At 65.6% G+C, this 14,977-nt stretch carries 15 protein-coding genes; 10 read left to right on the top strand and 5 right to left on the bottom strand.

Annotated features, from left to right (window positions below):
• Positions 1-3 precede the first annotated feature (3 nt).
• Positions 4-1,728 carry a fatty acyl-AMP ligase gene (locus ASE00_RS12280; protein WP_056380598.1) on the bottom strand — a complete coding sequence of 575 codons (1,725 nt, stop codon included), beginning with the start codon at positions 1,726-1,728 and terminating at the stop codon, positions 4-6.
• A gap of 163 nt (positions 1,729-1,891) precedes the next feature.
• On the opposite strand from ASE00_RS12280, the gene ASE00_RS12275 reads away from it, so the two are divergent.
• The 3 genes from ASE00_RS12275 (at position 1,892) to ASE00_RS12265 (ending at position 3,605) form a co-directional block, all read left to right on the top strand.
• Positions 1,892-2,413, top strand: a complete 522-nt coding sequence (locus ASE00_RS12275) for a regulatory protein RecX (protein WP_235538649.1) — start codon at positions 1,892-1,894, stop codon at positions 2,411-2,413.
• A gap of 104 nt (positions 2,414-2,517) precedes the next feature.
• The gene (locus tag ASE00_RS12270; RefSeq protein WP_056380595.1) at positions 2,518-3,114 is read left to right on the top strand and encodes a cold-shock protein; all 597 of its coding nucleotides are present in this window, start codon (positions 2,518-2,520) and stop codon (positions 3,112-3,114) included.
• A 2-nt stretch (positions 3,115-3,116) separates the two neighbouring features.
• A complete protein-coding gene (locus ASE00_RS12265; protein ID WP_056380593.1) occupies positions 3,117-3,605 on the top strand; it encodes a DUF192 domain-containing protein in 489 nt (162 codons plus the stop codon).
• 147 nt (positions 3,606-3,752) lie between these two features.
• Here the strand turns inward: ASE00_RS12265 and gltX are convergent, their stop codons facing one another.
• The gene (gene gltX, locus ASE00_RS12260) at positions 3,753-5,084 is read right to left on the bottom strand and encodes a glutamate--tRNA ligase (RefSeq protein WP_056381631.1); all 1,332 of its coding nucleotides are present in this window, start codon (positions 5,082-5,084) and stop codon (positions 3,753-3,755) included.
• Between the two features lie 113 nt (positions 5,085-5,197).
• On the opposite strand from gltX, the gene ASE00_RS12255 reads away from it, so the two are divergent.
• Positions 5,198-6,133: a ribose-phosphate pyrophosphokinase gene (locus ASE00_RS12255; protein ID WP_056380592.1), complete on the top strand. Its 936-nt coding sequence runs from the start codon at positions 5,198-5,200 to the stop codon at positions 6,131-6,133.
• Between the two features lies 1 nt (position 6,134).
• Here ASE00_RS12255 and ASE00_RS12250 read toward each other — a convergent pair whose 3' ends face one another.
• Both ASE00_RS12250 and ASE00_RS12245 read right to left on the bottom strand, forming a co-directional pair.
• Positions 6,135-6,527, bottom strand: a complete 393-nt coding sequence (locus ASE00_RS12250; protein WP_056381630.1) for a VOC family protein — start codon at positions 6,525-6,527, stop codon at positions 6,135-6,137.
• 59 nt (positions 6,528-6,586) lie between these two features.
• Positions 6,587-7,069 (bottom strand): GAF domain-containing protein, encoded by a 483-nt coding sequence (locus tag ASE00_RS12245; RefSeq protein ID WP_056380589.1) that lies wholly within the window; start codon positions 7,067-7,069, stop codon positions 6,587-6,589.
• A gap of 127 nt (positions 7,070-7,196) precedes the next feature.
• Here ASE00_RS12245 and hisN point away from each other — a divergent pair, with 127 nt between their 5' ends.
• Positions 7,197-7,964 carry a histidinol-phosphatase gene (gene hisN, locus ASE00_RS12240; RefSeq protein ID WP_056381627.1) on the top strand — a complete coding sequence of 256 codons (768 nt, stop codon included), beginning with the start codon at positions 7,197-7,199 and terminating at the stop codon, positions 7,962-7,964.
• A gap of 6 nt (positions 7,965-7,970) precedes the next feature.
• Here the strand turns inward: hisN and ASE00_RS12235 are convergent, their stop codons facing one another.
• Entirely contained in the window at positions 7,971-10,121 is a 2,151-nt protein-coding gene (locus ASE00_RS12235) for an AsmA family protein (RefSeq protein WP_056380588.1), read from the bottom strand.
• Between the two features lie 169 nt (positions 10,122-10,290).
• On the opposite strand from ASE00_RS12235, the gene rpmI reads away from it, so the two are divergent.
• The 5 genes from rpmI to pheT all read left to right on the top strand — a co-directional run bounded on the left by rpmI (position 10,291) and on the right by pheT (position 14,958).
• On the top strand, positions 10,291-10,494 hold the full coding sequence (gene rpmI, locus ASE00_RS12230; protein ID WP_022692209.1) for a 50S ribosomal protein L35: 204 nt from the start codon (positions 10,291-10,293) through the stop codon (positions 10,492-10,494).
• Positions 10,495-10,508: 14 nt separating this feature from the next.
• Entirely contained in the window at positions 10,509-10,886 is a 378-nt protein-coding gene (rplT, locus tag ASE00_RS12225) for a 50S ribosomal protein L20 (RefSeq protein ID WP_056380585.1), read from the top strand.
• A gap of 184 nt (positions 10,887-11,070) precedes the next feature.
• Positions 11,071-11,382, top strand: a complete 312-nt coding sequence (locus tag ASE00_RS12220; protein WP_056380583.1) for a GIY-YIG nuclease family protein — start codon at positions 11,071-11,073, stop codon at positions 11,380-11,382.
• Between the two features lie 121 nt (positions 11,383-11,503).
• Positions 11,504-12,586 (top strand): phenylalanine--tRNA ligase subunit alpha, encoded by a 1,083-nt coding sequence (pheS, locus tag ASE00_RS12215; RefSeq protein WP_056380581.1) that lies wholly within the window; start codon positions 11,504-11,506, stop codon positions 12,584-12,586.
• On the top strand, positions 12,583-14,958 hold the full coding sequence (gene pheT / locus ASE00_RS12210) for a phenylalanine--tRNA ligase subunit beta (protein ID WP_056380578.1): 2,376 nt from the start codon (positions 12,583-12,585) through the stop codon (positions 14,956-14,958). Before pheS ends, pheT begins: the two co-directional genes overlap by 4 nt.
• Positions 14,959-14,977: the final 19 nt, after the last annotated feature.

The following is a 14,977-nucleotide window of genomic DNA, read 5'->3' as shown; positions in this document are numbered from 1 at the left end:
CGCTCACGCCGCGATGTCGTAGCCCTGGATTTCGCCCGACAGATAGAGGTTGCGCGCCTTGGCGCGGCTGAGCTTGCCCGAACTGGTCTTGGGCAGGGTCCGCGGCGGCACCAGTTCGACAACGCAGTGCATGCCGGTGATCGCGCGGACCTTCTCGCGGATCTGGTCGCGCAGGCGCGCGCGCTCCGCGGGATCCGAGGTGCGGCACTGGACGAGGACGGCCGGGGTTTCCTCGCCGCCCTGGGTGGTGATCGCGAAGGCGGCGATGTCGCCCGCCTTGAAGCCCGGCAGCTGCTCGACCGCCCACTCGATGTCCTGCGGCCAGTGGTTCTTGCCGTTGATGATGATCATGTCCTTGGCGCGGCCGACGATGAAGATATAGCCGTTCGAGATATAGGCCATGTCGCCCGTGTCGAGCCAACCGTCGACCATGCAGGCGTCGGTCGCCTCCTGGTCGCGGAAATAGCCCTGCATGATCGACGGGCCCTTGGCCCACAGCTTGCCGATCATCTTTTCGGGCAAAACCGATCCGTCGTCGTCGCGTATCTCGACGCTCATGTCGCGCACCGGCTTGCCGCAATTGACGATTGCGCGGAAGCGGCGTGGGCGATCCTGATTATGGTCGCCGCCCGACAGCTGGGTTTCTTCGACCAGTTCGACGACGATGCCCTCGCCGGGGGGCATGATCGACACCGCCAGCGTCGCTTCGGCGAGGCCGTAGCTCGGCAGGAAGGCGCTTGCCTTGAAACCGGCCTCGGCGAAGGCGTCCACGAAGGCCTGCATCACGTCGGGACGGATCATGTCGGCGCCGTTGCCGGCGAGCCGCCAGCGCGACAGGTCGAAACGGTCCGACGCCTTGGTCTGGCTCGACATGCGGCGCGCGCAGATATCGTAGCCGAAGGTCGGCGAATAGCTGATCGTCGTGCCCTCGTTGCGGCTGATCATGTCGAGCCAGGCGAGCGGGCGCCGCGCGAAGTCCTCGGTCTTCAGATAATCGGTCGAAACCTGGTTTGCGATCGGCGACAGGAAGCAGCCGACCAGCCCCATGTCATGGTACCAGGGCAGCCAGCTGATGCAGCGGTCCTGGGGCTCCACCAGCATGCCGTGCGAATGGGCGGCGAGATTGTTGAGCAGCGCGCGGTGAGTGACCGCGACGCCATGCGGGAAGCGGGTCGATCCGCTCGAATATTGGAGATAGGCGATATCGTCGGGCGACGCCTGCGGCAGGACCGCATCACCCGCCTCGCGCGTTTCGAACGCCTCGTAGCTCAGCCCTTCGACGCCGCGCAGCTCGGCGGCGGCGTGCGCCATTTCCGCCAGCTCGGCCGGATAAAAGAACATCTTGGGGTCCGAGCTCGACAGTTGCACGGTGAGCTGGTCGATATAGCTGTCCTTGCCGCCGAACGAGGTGGGCAGCGGCAGCGGCACCGGCCAGGCGCCGGCATAGATCGCGCCGAAGAACAGCGCGGCGAAATGCGGGCCCGTTTCAGCGACCAGCGCGATCCGGTCGCCCGGCGCGATGCCGGCGGCGATCAGGCGGCGCGCGTTGGCGAGGCCGTCGTTACGCAGCTGGGCATAGGGATAGGGCTGGACCAGGGTTCCGCGCGCGTCGTGGAAATTGAGCCCGCGGCTGCCGGTCGCGGCATAATCCAGAGCGGCGCCCAAGGTCTCGAAATCGGCGAAACGGCGCGGCAGCGCGTCCACTGTCGGCGTTGGCACCAATGCCATTATAGTGTCATTCCTCTGCAATCTCGAAGCGTCGTCCACCCGGTCCAGCATCGCAGAGCCCCCTTATGGGGCCGCCCGCGGCCGCCGGGCAGCCTTGCAATCCGGGAGCCTTCGCGCAGGCCCGCGTTCAAAATCCGGCCCGACTGTGGCACAATCATGGCGCATGCCACGATCCGCCCCCAAAACATCGACGCCCTATGACGCCGCGGCGCTCGAACGCGCCGCGCTCGACTATGCCGCTCGCTATGCCACGACCCGGGCGAAGCTGGCCGCCTATCTGCGCCGCAAGCTGCGCGAGCGCGGTTGGGCCGGGGACGGCGCGGCCCCGGTCGAGGCGCTGGTCCAGCGGTTCAGCGAGCGGGGCTATGTCGATGACCGGGCCTTTGCCGGCGCGCGTGCGGATTCGCTGCTGCGGCGCGGCTATGGCGCGCGGCGGATCGATGCAGCGTTGCGCGCCGCCGGCATCGCGGAGGACGTCGCGGGTGAATTGCGCGATCGGATCGGTGACGAGGCCGAGGAAGCGGCGATGCGCTACGCCCGGCGCAAAAGGATCGGGCCTTTCGCCGGACGGACGCCCGATCCGGCGGAAAAACGCCGCTGGATCGCCGCGATGGCGCGCGCCGGGCATCCGATGGACCTCTTGCTGCGTGTGCTGAGCGGCGAGCCCGACGAAGAAGAATATTGATCAATACGCAATTCCGGGCGATGGCAGCGTGTCGGGGAGTCAGAATAGCTTCGTTTCAGCGGTGCTATATGTTAAAAGGCTGCGCAAGCAGCGGGTGTCTGGACATGAATGAAAAGTCTGTTGCGTCTGTAACGTTGCGCGACGTCAGCCTGGATAGTGATCAGGAACGCGTGTCGATGGCTGCAGGCGAACCCGCCGAGACCGTTGTGGGGGCGGTCAAATGGTTTGATGCCACTCGTGGTTTCGGCTTCATTGCCACCGATGGCGACAAGGGCGATGTCCTCGTCCACTTCTCGGTTCTGCGCGACCATGGCCGCCGCACGCTGCCCGAGGGCGCACGCATCGCATGCGAGGTGATCGCACGCGATCGTGGCCTGCAGGCGCGGCGGATTCTCGCGATCGACCTGTCGACCGCGACCGGCCCGGATCCCGACCTGATCGCCAAGCGCAATGCCGACCGGGTCGATCCGATCCAGTTGATCGACAATGCGGGCGATGCCGAGGCGGTGATCGTCAAATGGTTCAATCGGCTCAAGGGCTATGGCTTCCTCGTACGCGAGGGCGAGACGCAGGACATCTTCATCCACATGGAAACCGTGCGCCGCGCCGGCCTTGCCGATCTGGTGCCCGAAATGCGGATGCGGGCGCGCATCGCCGAGGGACGCAAGGGCCCGCTCGCGGTCGAACTGATCGCCGACTGATCATGGCCATGTCGGTACGGCTGCTGGGCGCGATCGCGCTCGTATCGCTCGGCATCGCCGGCTGCGGGCCTACGGCCGCCCGCCCCACCGAAAAGACCGAGCAACAGGACGGTGTCCGGCTCGTGCCGCTCGACATCCGCACTGCGAAAGGCACTGTCCATTACAAGGTCGAAGTGGCGATCACCCCGCAGGAGCAGTCGCGCGGGCTGATGTATCGCACGAGCTTGCCCGATCATGGCGGCATGATCTTCCCGATGACCCCACCGCGCCCGGCGAGCTTCTGGATGAAGAATACCTACATCCCGCTCGACATGATCTTCATCCGTCCCGACGGAACCATCGCCCGCATCGCGGCGAACACCATCCCGGAAAATCTCGAACCGGTGGATTCGGGTGAGCCGGTGTCGGCGGTGCTCGAGATCATCGGCGGGGGTGCCGCGGCCAATGGCATCGCCAAAGGCGACAAGGTCAGCTGGAAGACGCCGGCCTGACCGCATCACCTTTGCGTGAGGGCCCATCATCAAAATCGACCGTCATCCTGAACTTGTTTCAGGATCCACCGCGCCACGGGAGCGGCGCTCGCGTTGAAGAGTGGATGCTGAAACAAGTCCGGCATGACGATTATATTATGGCGCGTTTCAGCCCGCAGCCGCCTTTAACCGCTCGACCGCCCGTTCCCGGCCAATCAGCGGCAGCAGGGCATTCATGTCGGGCCCATGCTCGCGGCCGGTGAGAGCGAGGCGCAGCGGCAGGAACAGCGGCTTGCCCTTGCGCCCGGTCTCGGCGGCCAGCGCGCCGGTCAGCGCTTTCCAAATGCCATCATTCCAATCCGCGCCGTCAGCAATCGCGGCGGCCTGCGCCAGATAGGCCCGATCCTCATCCGCGATCGCGGTATCGGGGGCATCGACCACCACCGCCCACCAGTCGGCTGCTTCGTCGACGGTGGAGAGATTGGGGCGGATCGCCTCCCACCCCGCTTCGTCCATGCCGGCGGGCAGGCGATCGGCGACCGCGCCATAGGGCAGCATGTGCAGGATGCGGGCATTGAGCGCCTTGAGCTCGTCGAGATCGAACCGCGCGGGCGCCCGGCCGAAGCGGGCGAAGTCGAAGCTGTCGAGCAGCGTCTCGGGGACCGTCACCGGTTCGACCGGCAGACTGGTGCCGATCCGGGCGAGCAGCGCGATCAGCGCGACCGGCTCGATGCCTTCGTCGCGGAAGGCGTCGCAACCGAGCGATCCGAGCCGCTTCGACAGCTTGCCCTCGCTCCCCACCAGCAGCGCCTCATGCGCAAAGGCCGGCGCAGGTGCGCCGAGCGCGGCGAACATCTGCAGCTGAAGGCCGGTGTTGGTGACATGATCCTCACCGCGCACGACATGGGTGACGCCCATGTCGATATCGTCGATGACGCTGGGCAGCATGTAGAGCCAGCTCCCGTCGGCGCGGCGGATCACCGGATCGGACAGCAGCTTCGGATCGAGATGCTGGACACCGCGGATCAAGTCGTCCCAGTGGATCGAACTGTCATGATCGAGCTTGAAGCGCCAGTGCGGGCGGCGGCCCTCGGCTTCGAAAGCAGCGCGTTCGGCATCGCTGAGCGCGAGCGCAGCGCGATCATAGATGGGCGGCAAGCCGCGCCCAGCCAGGATCTTGCGCTTGAGCTCGAGCTCCTCAGCGCTTTCATAGCAGGGGTAGACATGGCCGCCCCCGCGCAATTCCTCGAACCGCGCTTCGTACAGTGCGAAGCGGTCCGATTGGCGGACAGCGTCATCGGGGGAAAGGCCGAGCCAGGCGAGATCGGTCTGGATCGCCTCGGCATTTTCCGCGGTCGATCGTTCGACGTCGGTATCGTCGAGGCGGAGCAGGAAGCGCCCGCCCCATTTCCGCGACCACATCCAGTTGTGAAGCGCGGTGCGGATATTGCCGACGTGAAGCCTTCCGGTCGGGGATGGCGCGAAACGGGTGACGATCATGCGGCGCGTCATATAGTCACTTCGCCGTAGGTGCCATCCCGGCCATTGCGATGATCGACATTGAACCCTAAGAGGCCGCGAAACGGGGACAGACCGTCACGGGGATCCATTTCATGAAGCTTCTCACCGGCAATTCGAACCAGACGCTCGCCAAGGCGATCGCAGCCTATCTCGAACTGCCGCTGACCGACGCCAGCGTGCGCCGGTTCGCCGACGAGGAGGTTTTCGTGGAAATCCACGAAAATGTGCGTGGCGAGGACGTGTTCGTGATCCAGTCGACCGGCTATCCGGCGAACGACAATCTGATGGAACTGCTGATCTGCATCGACGCGCTGAAGCGCTCGTCGGCGCGGCGAATCACCGCGGTCATCCCCTATTTCGGCTATGCCCGCCAAGACCGGAAGCCCGGACCGCGGACGCCGATCTCGGCCAAGCTGGTCGCCAACCTGCTCGAGACCGCGGGAGCCAACCGCGTCCTCTCGGTCGATCTCCATGCCGGGCAGATCCAGGGCTTCTTCGATATCCCGACCGATAACCTCTATGCCGCGCCGGTGATGTCGGCCGACATCCAGGCGCGCTTCGGCGGCCGCAACCTGATGGTGGTGTCGCCCGACGTCGGCGGCGTCGTCCGCGCCCGCGCGCTGTCCAAGCGGCTCGACAACGCCCCGCTGGCGATCGTCGACAAGCGCCGCGAGCGCGCCGGCGAGTCCGAAGTGATGAACATCATCGGCGACGTGCGCGGCCGCTTCTGCATCCTGGTCGACGATATCGTCGATTCGGCGGGGACGCTGTGCAACGCCGCCGCGGCGCTGCGCCAGGCGGGCGCCGAGGACGTCGTCGCCTATGTCACCCATGGCGTGCTCTCGGGTGGCGCGGTGGCCCGCGTCGAGGGATCCGAACTGCTCGAACTGGTGATCACCGATTCGATCGGCGCCCCCCCGGCGGTGGCCGAAGCGAAGAAGATCCGCCATCTGACCATCGCCCCGTTGCTGGGCGAGGCGGTCAAGCGCATCGCCGACGAAAGCTCGGTGTCGTCGCTGTTCGATTGATTCAATAATAAGCAGCGTCGCTCAGGCGCTGCGAGATCCACCAGATATTGCCGTGCGGGTCGCGGACGCCGCCCTGACGGTCGCCATAGGGCATGTCGTCGACCGGCATGATCTCAGTCGCGCCGCCTTCGATCGCCCGTGCCATCGCGGCATCGGCGTCGTCGACATACAGGTAGTAGGACGCGGGCATCGCCGGATAGGCGCCGCTCGCTTCACTGACCATGATCGTCGCATTGCCGATCCGGACCTGCGCATTGGCGATCGCGCCATCAGGCCGGTAATGGACGCCGACCTCCTCTCCGCCTAGCGCCCGGATCAAAAAGGCGACCAAGGCATCGGCCTCGTCCACGAAGATATAGGGCGTGACGGTGGCGAATCCTGGCGGCGCGGTCATTATATTCTCCTCGACCGAATTGTGGCCACGGCAGGTCGGCCCGCCGAGTGCCGACCCCATCAAAGCGCGCTGGATGTTGCGCGCAGCTCGCGATCGAGAAACGCCACTACGCGGTCGGCGAGGCGCTGGATCGCGCGCCGCAGCTCGGGCGTGTCGATCTTCTGCGGTCTCGGATCGATCGCGCAGAGCGTGCCGAAGAAGCTGCCATCGGCGCGGCGGAGCGGGAGCGACACATAGCTCTGGAAACCGTAGAGCACTGGCGTCGGATGCGCGCGCCAGACAGGAGCGTCGGCCACGCAGTCGATGAACACGGCTTCCCCGCTATCGCGGATTTCGTCGCAGATCGTCGTGCTGATCGTCAGTTCATCGCCCGGCTTCAGGCCGAACTCGATCTTGTCCAGGATCTGGCATGCGATCCAGCGATGCTCGGTGACCCGCGCGACGGCGGCGAATCCCATGCCGGTAAGCTCGCATAGCTGGCGCAGCACATCGTCGACCAGCGGGCTGGCCGAAATTACGCTCACCTCGCGGTTGAAATCCATCGGCCCCGCGCCGTCCTGTGCTGCCCTGCCGACAGGGTGTCATTATTGGGCGATCGGCGCAACGGTCGACTGAAGGATCGCCGCCGGGATGCTTGCACTTTGCATCGTGCTCGCGGATGACGCCAGCATGACCAATGAAGACATCACCCTTGCCCAGCGGCTCGCCGACGCGGCCGGGGAAGCGATCCGGCCCTTCTTCCGCGCTCGGTTCGAGCGCGAGACCAAGCCGGACGCGTCGCCGGTGACCGAGGCCGATCGCGCCTCCGAGGCGGCGATGCGCAGGATCCTAAACGCCGAGCGGCCGGCCGACGGCATTATCGGCGAGGAATATGGCAATGAGCGCGAAGACGCCGCGCGCGTATGGGTGCTCGATCCGATCGACGGCACCCGCGCCTTCGTGGCGGGCCGGCCCCTGTTCGGCACGCTGATCGCCCTGGTCGAAGAACAGCAGCCGGTGCTGGGCGTGATCGACCAGCCGATCATCGGCGACCGCTGGGTGGGCGCGCGGGGGCATGTCACCCAGTTCAACGGCGCGCCCGCGCAGACGCGGCGCTGTTCGGCGCTTACCAGCGCGCATCTCGGCACCACGTCGCCCGCGGCTTTCCCGGCGGCCGATCTGACGCATTTCGAGCGGGTGTGCGCCAAGGCGGGCGACACGCTGTGGGGCGGCGACTGCCACAATTATGGGCTCGTCGCGTCGGGGCATCTCGACGCAGTGATCGAGTCGGGTCTCAAGCTTTATGACTTCGCCGCGCTGATCCCGGTGGTCGAAGGCGCGGGTGGAAGGATGACCGACTGGCAGGGCAGGCCGCTCGACGCAACCAGCCCCGGTCAGGTCATCGCTGCCGGCGATCCGGCGCTGGTCGAGCAGATCGCGGCGCTGCTCAACGGGTAACCGGCTTCACTTCTTCAGCCCTACCTTTTCGTCGAGGCTGGTCGGTTGCTTGCGGTCGCCCGCCTGCTGGCGGTTCTCGCTCACCCTGCCGACGTCGTTGCGCGGCTTGCCGCTCTTGGTGCGCATCGCACTCGCCTGGGCGCCTGCGAGCACCGGACCGCAGGCCGCCGACTTGGCGTCGCCGATATCGACGAAGGCCAGAACGGCAGCGAGGGGGCTGGCGACGATCCCGAGGCCAAGGCCGACGCCGCCGCGCGCGATGAGTTGCGGGCTAAGGATGTTGATGCCCGGCTCTGCGAAATAGCCTTTGATGCCCACCGGCGACTGGCCGGAGAAAAGGCTGAACTTCTTCGCGTCGGCGCGGAAGCTCATGTCGAGCGATTCATCCTTGAAGCTGAAGCCGCCCTTTGCGGTCATCACATTCTTGTCGGTGTCGATCAGGATGGGGTCCGCAGCCGCGACGCCGTTGCGTACGGTGAAGCCCAGCAGGCCGCAATTGATCTCGACCGGCTTCTTCAGCTTGTCCTGCAGCAGCTTCTGCACGAACACGCCCAGGTCGAATTCCGACAGCTGGATATATTGGGTCCAGAAGGTGCCCTTGGGCAGGATGATGGCAATGCGGCCATTCGACGTGGCGAGCGAATCGCGCAGCGTGTCGCCGGTGCCGCTCATCTTTATCCGCGCCTTAATCGTGCCCGTGGTTCCGGCCTGATCGACCCCGAAACCCGCCAGCAGCTTGCCCATCGGGGTCGGCGACAGGCGGATGTCATAGTCCGTCAAAACCGCGGGCACGCGCGCGTTGATGCTGATGTCCGACGCGAGATGCCCGCCAGCTATGTCGAAGGTGAAGGGCGACAGCTTCATGAGGCTGTTGTTCAGGTCGAAGGTCAGGTTGACGTTCGAGATCGGGAATTTCGGGTTCCGGAAGTCCTTCACCTTATAGAGGATATGCGCGTCATAATTGCGGATCGATTCGATGCGCAGCGGCGCGTCGGGCAGGATGCGGGGCGTGCCGCCAGTCTGTGCGACCGCCGCCACGACACCCTGCGTTGCCAGCGCCTGCGGCGCATAACCGATGAACGGCCCGACATCGATGATGTCGACGAGATTGGAATCAAGCACGGCGTCGAGGAAGAGCCGCTCCTTGGGGAAGCTGATCGTCATCTTGCCGTGCAGATCGCTTGCGCCATAGCGGCCGTTGATCCGCGTGAAGCGCCATTCGCCGCTCGCCTTGGTCAGCTTGGACGTGAACCAGTAGGCGCGGGTATCTGGTGCCGCGACGCCGAGGAAATCGAACAGCTGGCGGATGTTCGGCCCGCGCACCTTCACATTGAGGTCCGAACCCTCGATCTGGGTTGCGGCGGGCAGGACGCCGTTGACGTCGAGATAGGTCGCGCCCGACTTGGCATGCATCTCGAAATTGGTGCGGCCGAAGGTCACGGTCGAATTGGGCGAGAGCAGCGCGCCATACATCGTGAAGGGCTTGTTGCGCAGCGTGCCGGTGCCGGTGAAAGGCACCTTGCCGTCTATCTTCGTATCGCCCGCAGCAATGTCGCCGACCTTGATATCGGTGCGCAGATACATGGCCGGGTCGATATAGCGGACCTCGGTATTGGTGATGTTGGCGCGGCCGATGACGGGCCACTGGAAGGGCTCGCCCTTTTGGTTCGGATCGCCGAAGGTCCAGGTGTTGCGCTTCTTTGCATCCCATTCGGCGTCGACCCGGCCACCGTCGAGGACGAGCCAGTCGGCCTTGCGTTTGCCGAACACGGTCGAGATCGTGTCGATCCGTGCTGCGATGTGCCGGGCCTCGAAGAAGTTCGGTTTGCTCGTCCAGCCGGGGTTGGAAATGGTGAGGCCGTCCGCAACGAAGCGCGCGTCGATGATGTCGAAATAGAATTGGAAGTCGCCCGCGACCTTCACCTGGCGCTCGGCCAGCCGGCTGGCGACCGATTCGAAGGTCGGCTTCAGAAAGCGTCCTTTCGTCACGAAGAGGACGAACCAGGCGAGAACGATCAGGCCGATGATCGTCGCAACCACCGCGAATCCCGCGGCCAGCGTCCAGCTGGCGGGATCACGGCGCGGCGGGACCGCCCTGTTTTTGGGCTCCGGCGCTTCCAGCGGCGCCTCGATCGGCGGATGCGGTTCGACTACCATGACCCGATGAAACCCGTGAGCGGGGAGCCGGGTTCCCCCCATGGCCAACGTCGATGGTTGCAAAGTCGGGACAAGCCCCTTATAGGCCCGCGCTTCCGCGATTTGATGGATGGTCCGGCTGTATGGGCTGCCGTGGCTGTCTGCAAACGTTGCATATCAGGAGACGAAAATGCCCAAGCTCAAGACCAAGAGCGGCGTCAAAAAGCGCTTCAAGCTCACGGCCACCGGCAAGGTGAAGCACGGCGTCGCCGGCAAGCGTCACCGGCTGATCAGCCACAATGCCAAGTATATCCGCACCAATCGCGGCACCACTGTTCTCGCCGAGGCCGATACCGCCCGCGTGAAGCTGTGGGCCCCGTACGGCCTGAACTAAGGGAGGGCCGGTAAATGGCACGCGTCAAGCGCGGTACGACCACCCACGCCAAGCACAAGAGGGTTCTTGAGCAGGCGAAGGGCTATTATGGCCGCCGCAAAAACACCATCCGTATCGCCAAGCAGGCTGTCGAGAAGGCGGGTCAGTACGCCTATCGCGACCGCAAGGTTAAGAAGCGTTCGTTCCGCGCTCTGTGGATTCAGCGCATCAACGCCGCGGTTCGCGCCGAAGGCCTGACCTATGGCGTCTTCATGCATGGCCTCAAGCTCGCCGGCGTCGAACTGGACCGGAAGGTCCTCGCCGACCTCGCGATGCATGAGGGCGAAGCCTTCAAGGGCGTGATCGCCCAGGCCAAGGCCGCCCTGCCCGAAGGCGCCCGCGTCGCGGCGTAAGTCTTCGGACCGAGACACAGGAAGGGCGCGGTGGCCATGTCACCGCGCCCTTTTTGTTTTTGTTGGTCTAACCCAGTAACCGTCATTCCCGCGCAGGCGGGAATCCATGGACAGCGGGGGGCATGAACCAGAATCGCCATAACCATTGATTCCCGCTTGCGCGGGAATGACGTAAGGCAAGACCATGGATAAGGAGCCTGCGGTTTATATTCTTTCGAGTGGCAGACATGGCACGCTCTATATCGGAGTGACATCCGATCTGCTCGGCCGAGTGTATCAACATCGGGAAAGCTTGATCAAAGGCTTCACCAGCCGCTACGGGGTCTCGCATCTCGTCCACTTCGAGCGCTTTGACGATATGGTTTCTGCGATCACCCGCGAAAAGCAGCTCAAGAAGTGGAACAGGGCGTGGAAGATTGAGCTGATCGAGGCGCGGAACCCCCATTGGGAAGACCTTGCCGAGACGATGTTCGGGTTCACGTCGAAGGGAGAATGATTTCCTGTTCGTCATTCCCGCGAAGGCGGGAATCCACGGATACGGGACACTTATTATCGGGCGCTTCGCCGTCCATAGATTCCCGCTTTCGCGGGAATGACGAACTTTGTGTGGGGCTGACGTGACGATAGAGAATCAAGCAGAGCTTTCGGAGATTGCATCGGCGACGACGCTGGCCGATCTGGAGGCGATCCGGGTGGCGAAGCTCGGCAAGTCGGGCACGATCACCGCATTGCTGAAGACGCTGGGCGGGATGACCCCCGATCAGCGCCAAGCCGAGGGCCCGAAGATCCACGCGTTGCGTGAAGCCGTCACCGTCGCGATCGCCGACCGCAAGGCCGCGCTGGAGGCCGCCGCGCTCGACGCACGCCTCGCCACCGAGAAGCTCGACATGAGCCTGCCGGTCTCGCCGGGCGCCCCCGGGTCGGTCCACCCGGTCGCGCAGGTGATGGACGAACTGGCGGAGATTTTCGCCGATCTGGGCTTCGCAGTCGCGACCGGTCCGGAGATCGAGGACGACTGGCACAATTTCACCGCGCTCAACATCCCGGAAACCCATCCGGCGCGTGCCATGCACGACACCTTCTATTTCCCCGACATGGAGGGGGAGAAGAAGATGCTGCTGCGCACCCACACCTCGCCGGTGCAGATTCGCACGATGATGGGCGAGAAGCCGCCGATCCGGATCATCGCGCCGGGCCGGACCTATCGGTCGGACTCGGACGCCACCCACACGCCGATGTTCCATCAGGTCGAAGGCTTGGTGATCGATCGCGGCATCCATATGGGCCATCTCAAATGGACGCTCGAGACCTTCGTGGAGGCTTTCTTCGAGCGTGACGACATCGTGCTGCGCCTGCGCCCGAGCTTCTTCCCCTTCACCGAGCCGTCGGCCGAGGTCGATGTCGGCTTCACCTGGGAGAAAGGCCGCCGCGTGATCGGCGGCGATCCCACCGGGCCCAATGGCGGCTGGATGGAGATCCTCGGCTCGGGGATGGTGCACCCCAAGGTGATCGCCAATTGCGGGCTCGACCCGGACGAATGGCAGGGTTTCGCCTTTGGCTGCGGCATCGACCGGCTGGCGATGCTCAAATATGGAATGGATGATTTGCGCGCTTTCTTCGACGGCGACCTGCGCTGGCTGCGCCATTATGGCTTCGCGGCGCTCGACGTGCCCACGCTAAGCGGGGGAGTGGGCGCATGAAGTTCACCCTGTCCTGGCTCAAGGAGCATCTCGACACCGACGCGAGCCTGACCGCGATCCTCGAGGGGCTGACCAAGGTGGGTCTCGAGGTCGAGGGTGTCGAGGATCCCGCCGAGAAGCTGGGCGCCTTCCGCATCGCCCGCGTGCTGAGCGCCGCGCCGCATCCGCAGGCCGACAAGCTGCAGGTCCTGTCGGTCGACGCGGGCGAGGGCGAGCCGCTGCAGATCGTCTGCGGCGCGCCCAATGCGCGCGCAGGCCTTATCGGTGTGCTCGGGCGGCCGGGCGACTATGTCCCTGGCCTCGACGTCACGCTGAAGATCGCCGCGATCCGCGGCGTCGAATCGCGCGGCATGATGTGTTCGATGCGTGAGCTGGAACTCGGCGAATCGCATGACGGCATCATCGAGCTGCCCGCCGATGCACCGGTCGGCCAGGGCTATGTCGACTGGGCAGGTCTCTCCGATCCGGTGATCGACGTGGCGATCACGCCAAACCGGCAGGACTGCATGGGCGTGCGCGGCATCGCGCGCGATCTGGCGGCGGCCGGGCTCGGTACGCTGAAGCCGCTCAACGTGCCGACGATCGCCGGGCAGGGCGAATGCCCGATCGAGATCCGTACCGAAGACCCCGAGGGCTGCCCCGCCTTTTTCGGCCGGGTGGTGAAGGGCGTCGTCAACGGAGACAGCCCGGAGTGGATGGCCAAGCGGCTGAAGGCGGTTGGCCAGCGGCCGATCTCGGCGCTGGTCGACATCACCAACTATGTGATGCTCGACCATGGCCGTCCGCTGCACGTCTATGATCTCGCCAAGCTGTCGGGGCCGCTGGTCGCGCGCAAGGCGAAACCCGGCGAGCAGGTGCTGGCGCTCAACGAGAAGACCTATACGCTCGACGAGACGATGACGGTGATCGCCGACGCCAATGGCGCGGACGATATCGGCGGCATCATGGGCGGCGAGAAATCAGGCGTAACCGCCGCGACCACCGACGTGCTGATCGAATGCGCCTATTTCACGCCCGAGAGCATCGCGCGCACCGGCCAGAAGCTCGGTGTCACCTCCGACGCGCGCAGCCGCTTCGAACGCGGGGTCGATCCGCAGTTCCTCGGCGCGGGCCTCGCCATCGCGACCCGGCTGGTGCTCGATATCTGCGGTGGCACGCCGACCCAGGCGGTCGAGGCGGGCACACCGCCATCGGGCACCAAGGCGCTCCGCTACGATCCGACGCTCACCGCCAAGATCGCTGGCCTGACCGTCGAGCCCGATCGCCAGCGTTCGATCCTCTCCGCGCTCGGCTTCGGCATCGACGCGGTGTGGAACATCTCGGTCCCGAGCTGGCGGCGCGACATCGACGGCCCTGCCGACCTGGTCGAGGAAGTCGTCCGCATCGTCGGGATCGACAATATACCTTCGACGCCGCTGCCTCGCGCCGAGGGCGTCGCGCCGCCCACCGCGACCCAGATGCAGATGATCGAGCGCCGCAGCCGCCGCGCCGCCGCAGCGCGCGGGCTGAACGAGGCGGTGACCTGGAGCTTCGTCAGCGAGGCCGAGGCAGCACCCTTCGGTGGCGGGGACTGGACGCTCGCCAACCCGATCAGCGAAGATCTGAAGGTGATGCGGCCGTCACTGCTCCCCGGCCTGATCGCCGCCGCGCGCCGCAATGCCGATCGCGGCGCGGACAGCATCCGCCTGTTCGAGATCGGGCGCCGCTATCTGGCCGATCGCGAGAGTCTGACGCTCGGCCTGCTGCTGACCGGGGACCGGGTGTCGCGCGACTGGCGGACCGGCCGCGCCCAGCCCTTCGACGCCTATGACGCCAAAGCCGAGGTGGTGGCGCTGTTGGGCGCGGCGGGCGCGCCGGTCGATCGGCTGCAGTTGTTCGAGGCGGTGTCGGCGGGGGTCTATCATCCCGGTCGCTCGGGCACGTTGCGGCTCGGCCCCAAGACGGTGCTGGCCGAATTCGGCGAGCTTCACCCCGCCATCGCCCGCGCTTTCGACATCGAAGGCGTGGCGGTCGCCGCCGAAGTCTTCCTCGACGCGATCCCGACGAAGCGCGCCTCGGTCGACCATATGCGCGATGCCTATGCGCCCCCTGCGCTGCAGGCGGTCCGCCGCGACTTCGCTTTCCTCGTCGCCGCCGACAAGGCCGGCGAGGAGCTGCTGCGCGCGGTGCGTGGCGCGGACAAGACGGCGATCGTCGATGTGAAGCTGTTCGACATCTTCGTCGGCCAGGGCGTCGGCGAGGGGGAGAAGTCGGTCGCGATCGAGGTGGTGCTCCAGCCCGCCGAGAAGAGCTTCACCGATGCCGACCTCCAGGCGATCTCCGAAAAGATCGTCGCGGCGGCGGCCAAGCTGGGCGCGCGGTTGAGGGGGTAAGGCTTTCGCTCTCCCGAAT

It is taken from the genome of Sphingomonas sp. Root710 (genome assembly GCF_001429065.1).
GTDB lineage: Bacteria > Pseudomonadota > Alphaproteobacteria > Sphingomonadales > Sphingomonadaceae > Rhizorhabdus.
This window is presented reverse-complemented; position numbering and strand designations above follow the sequence as displayed.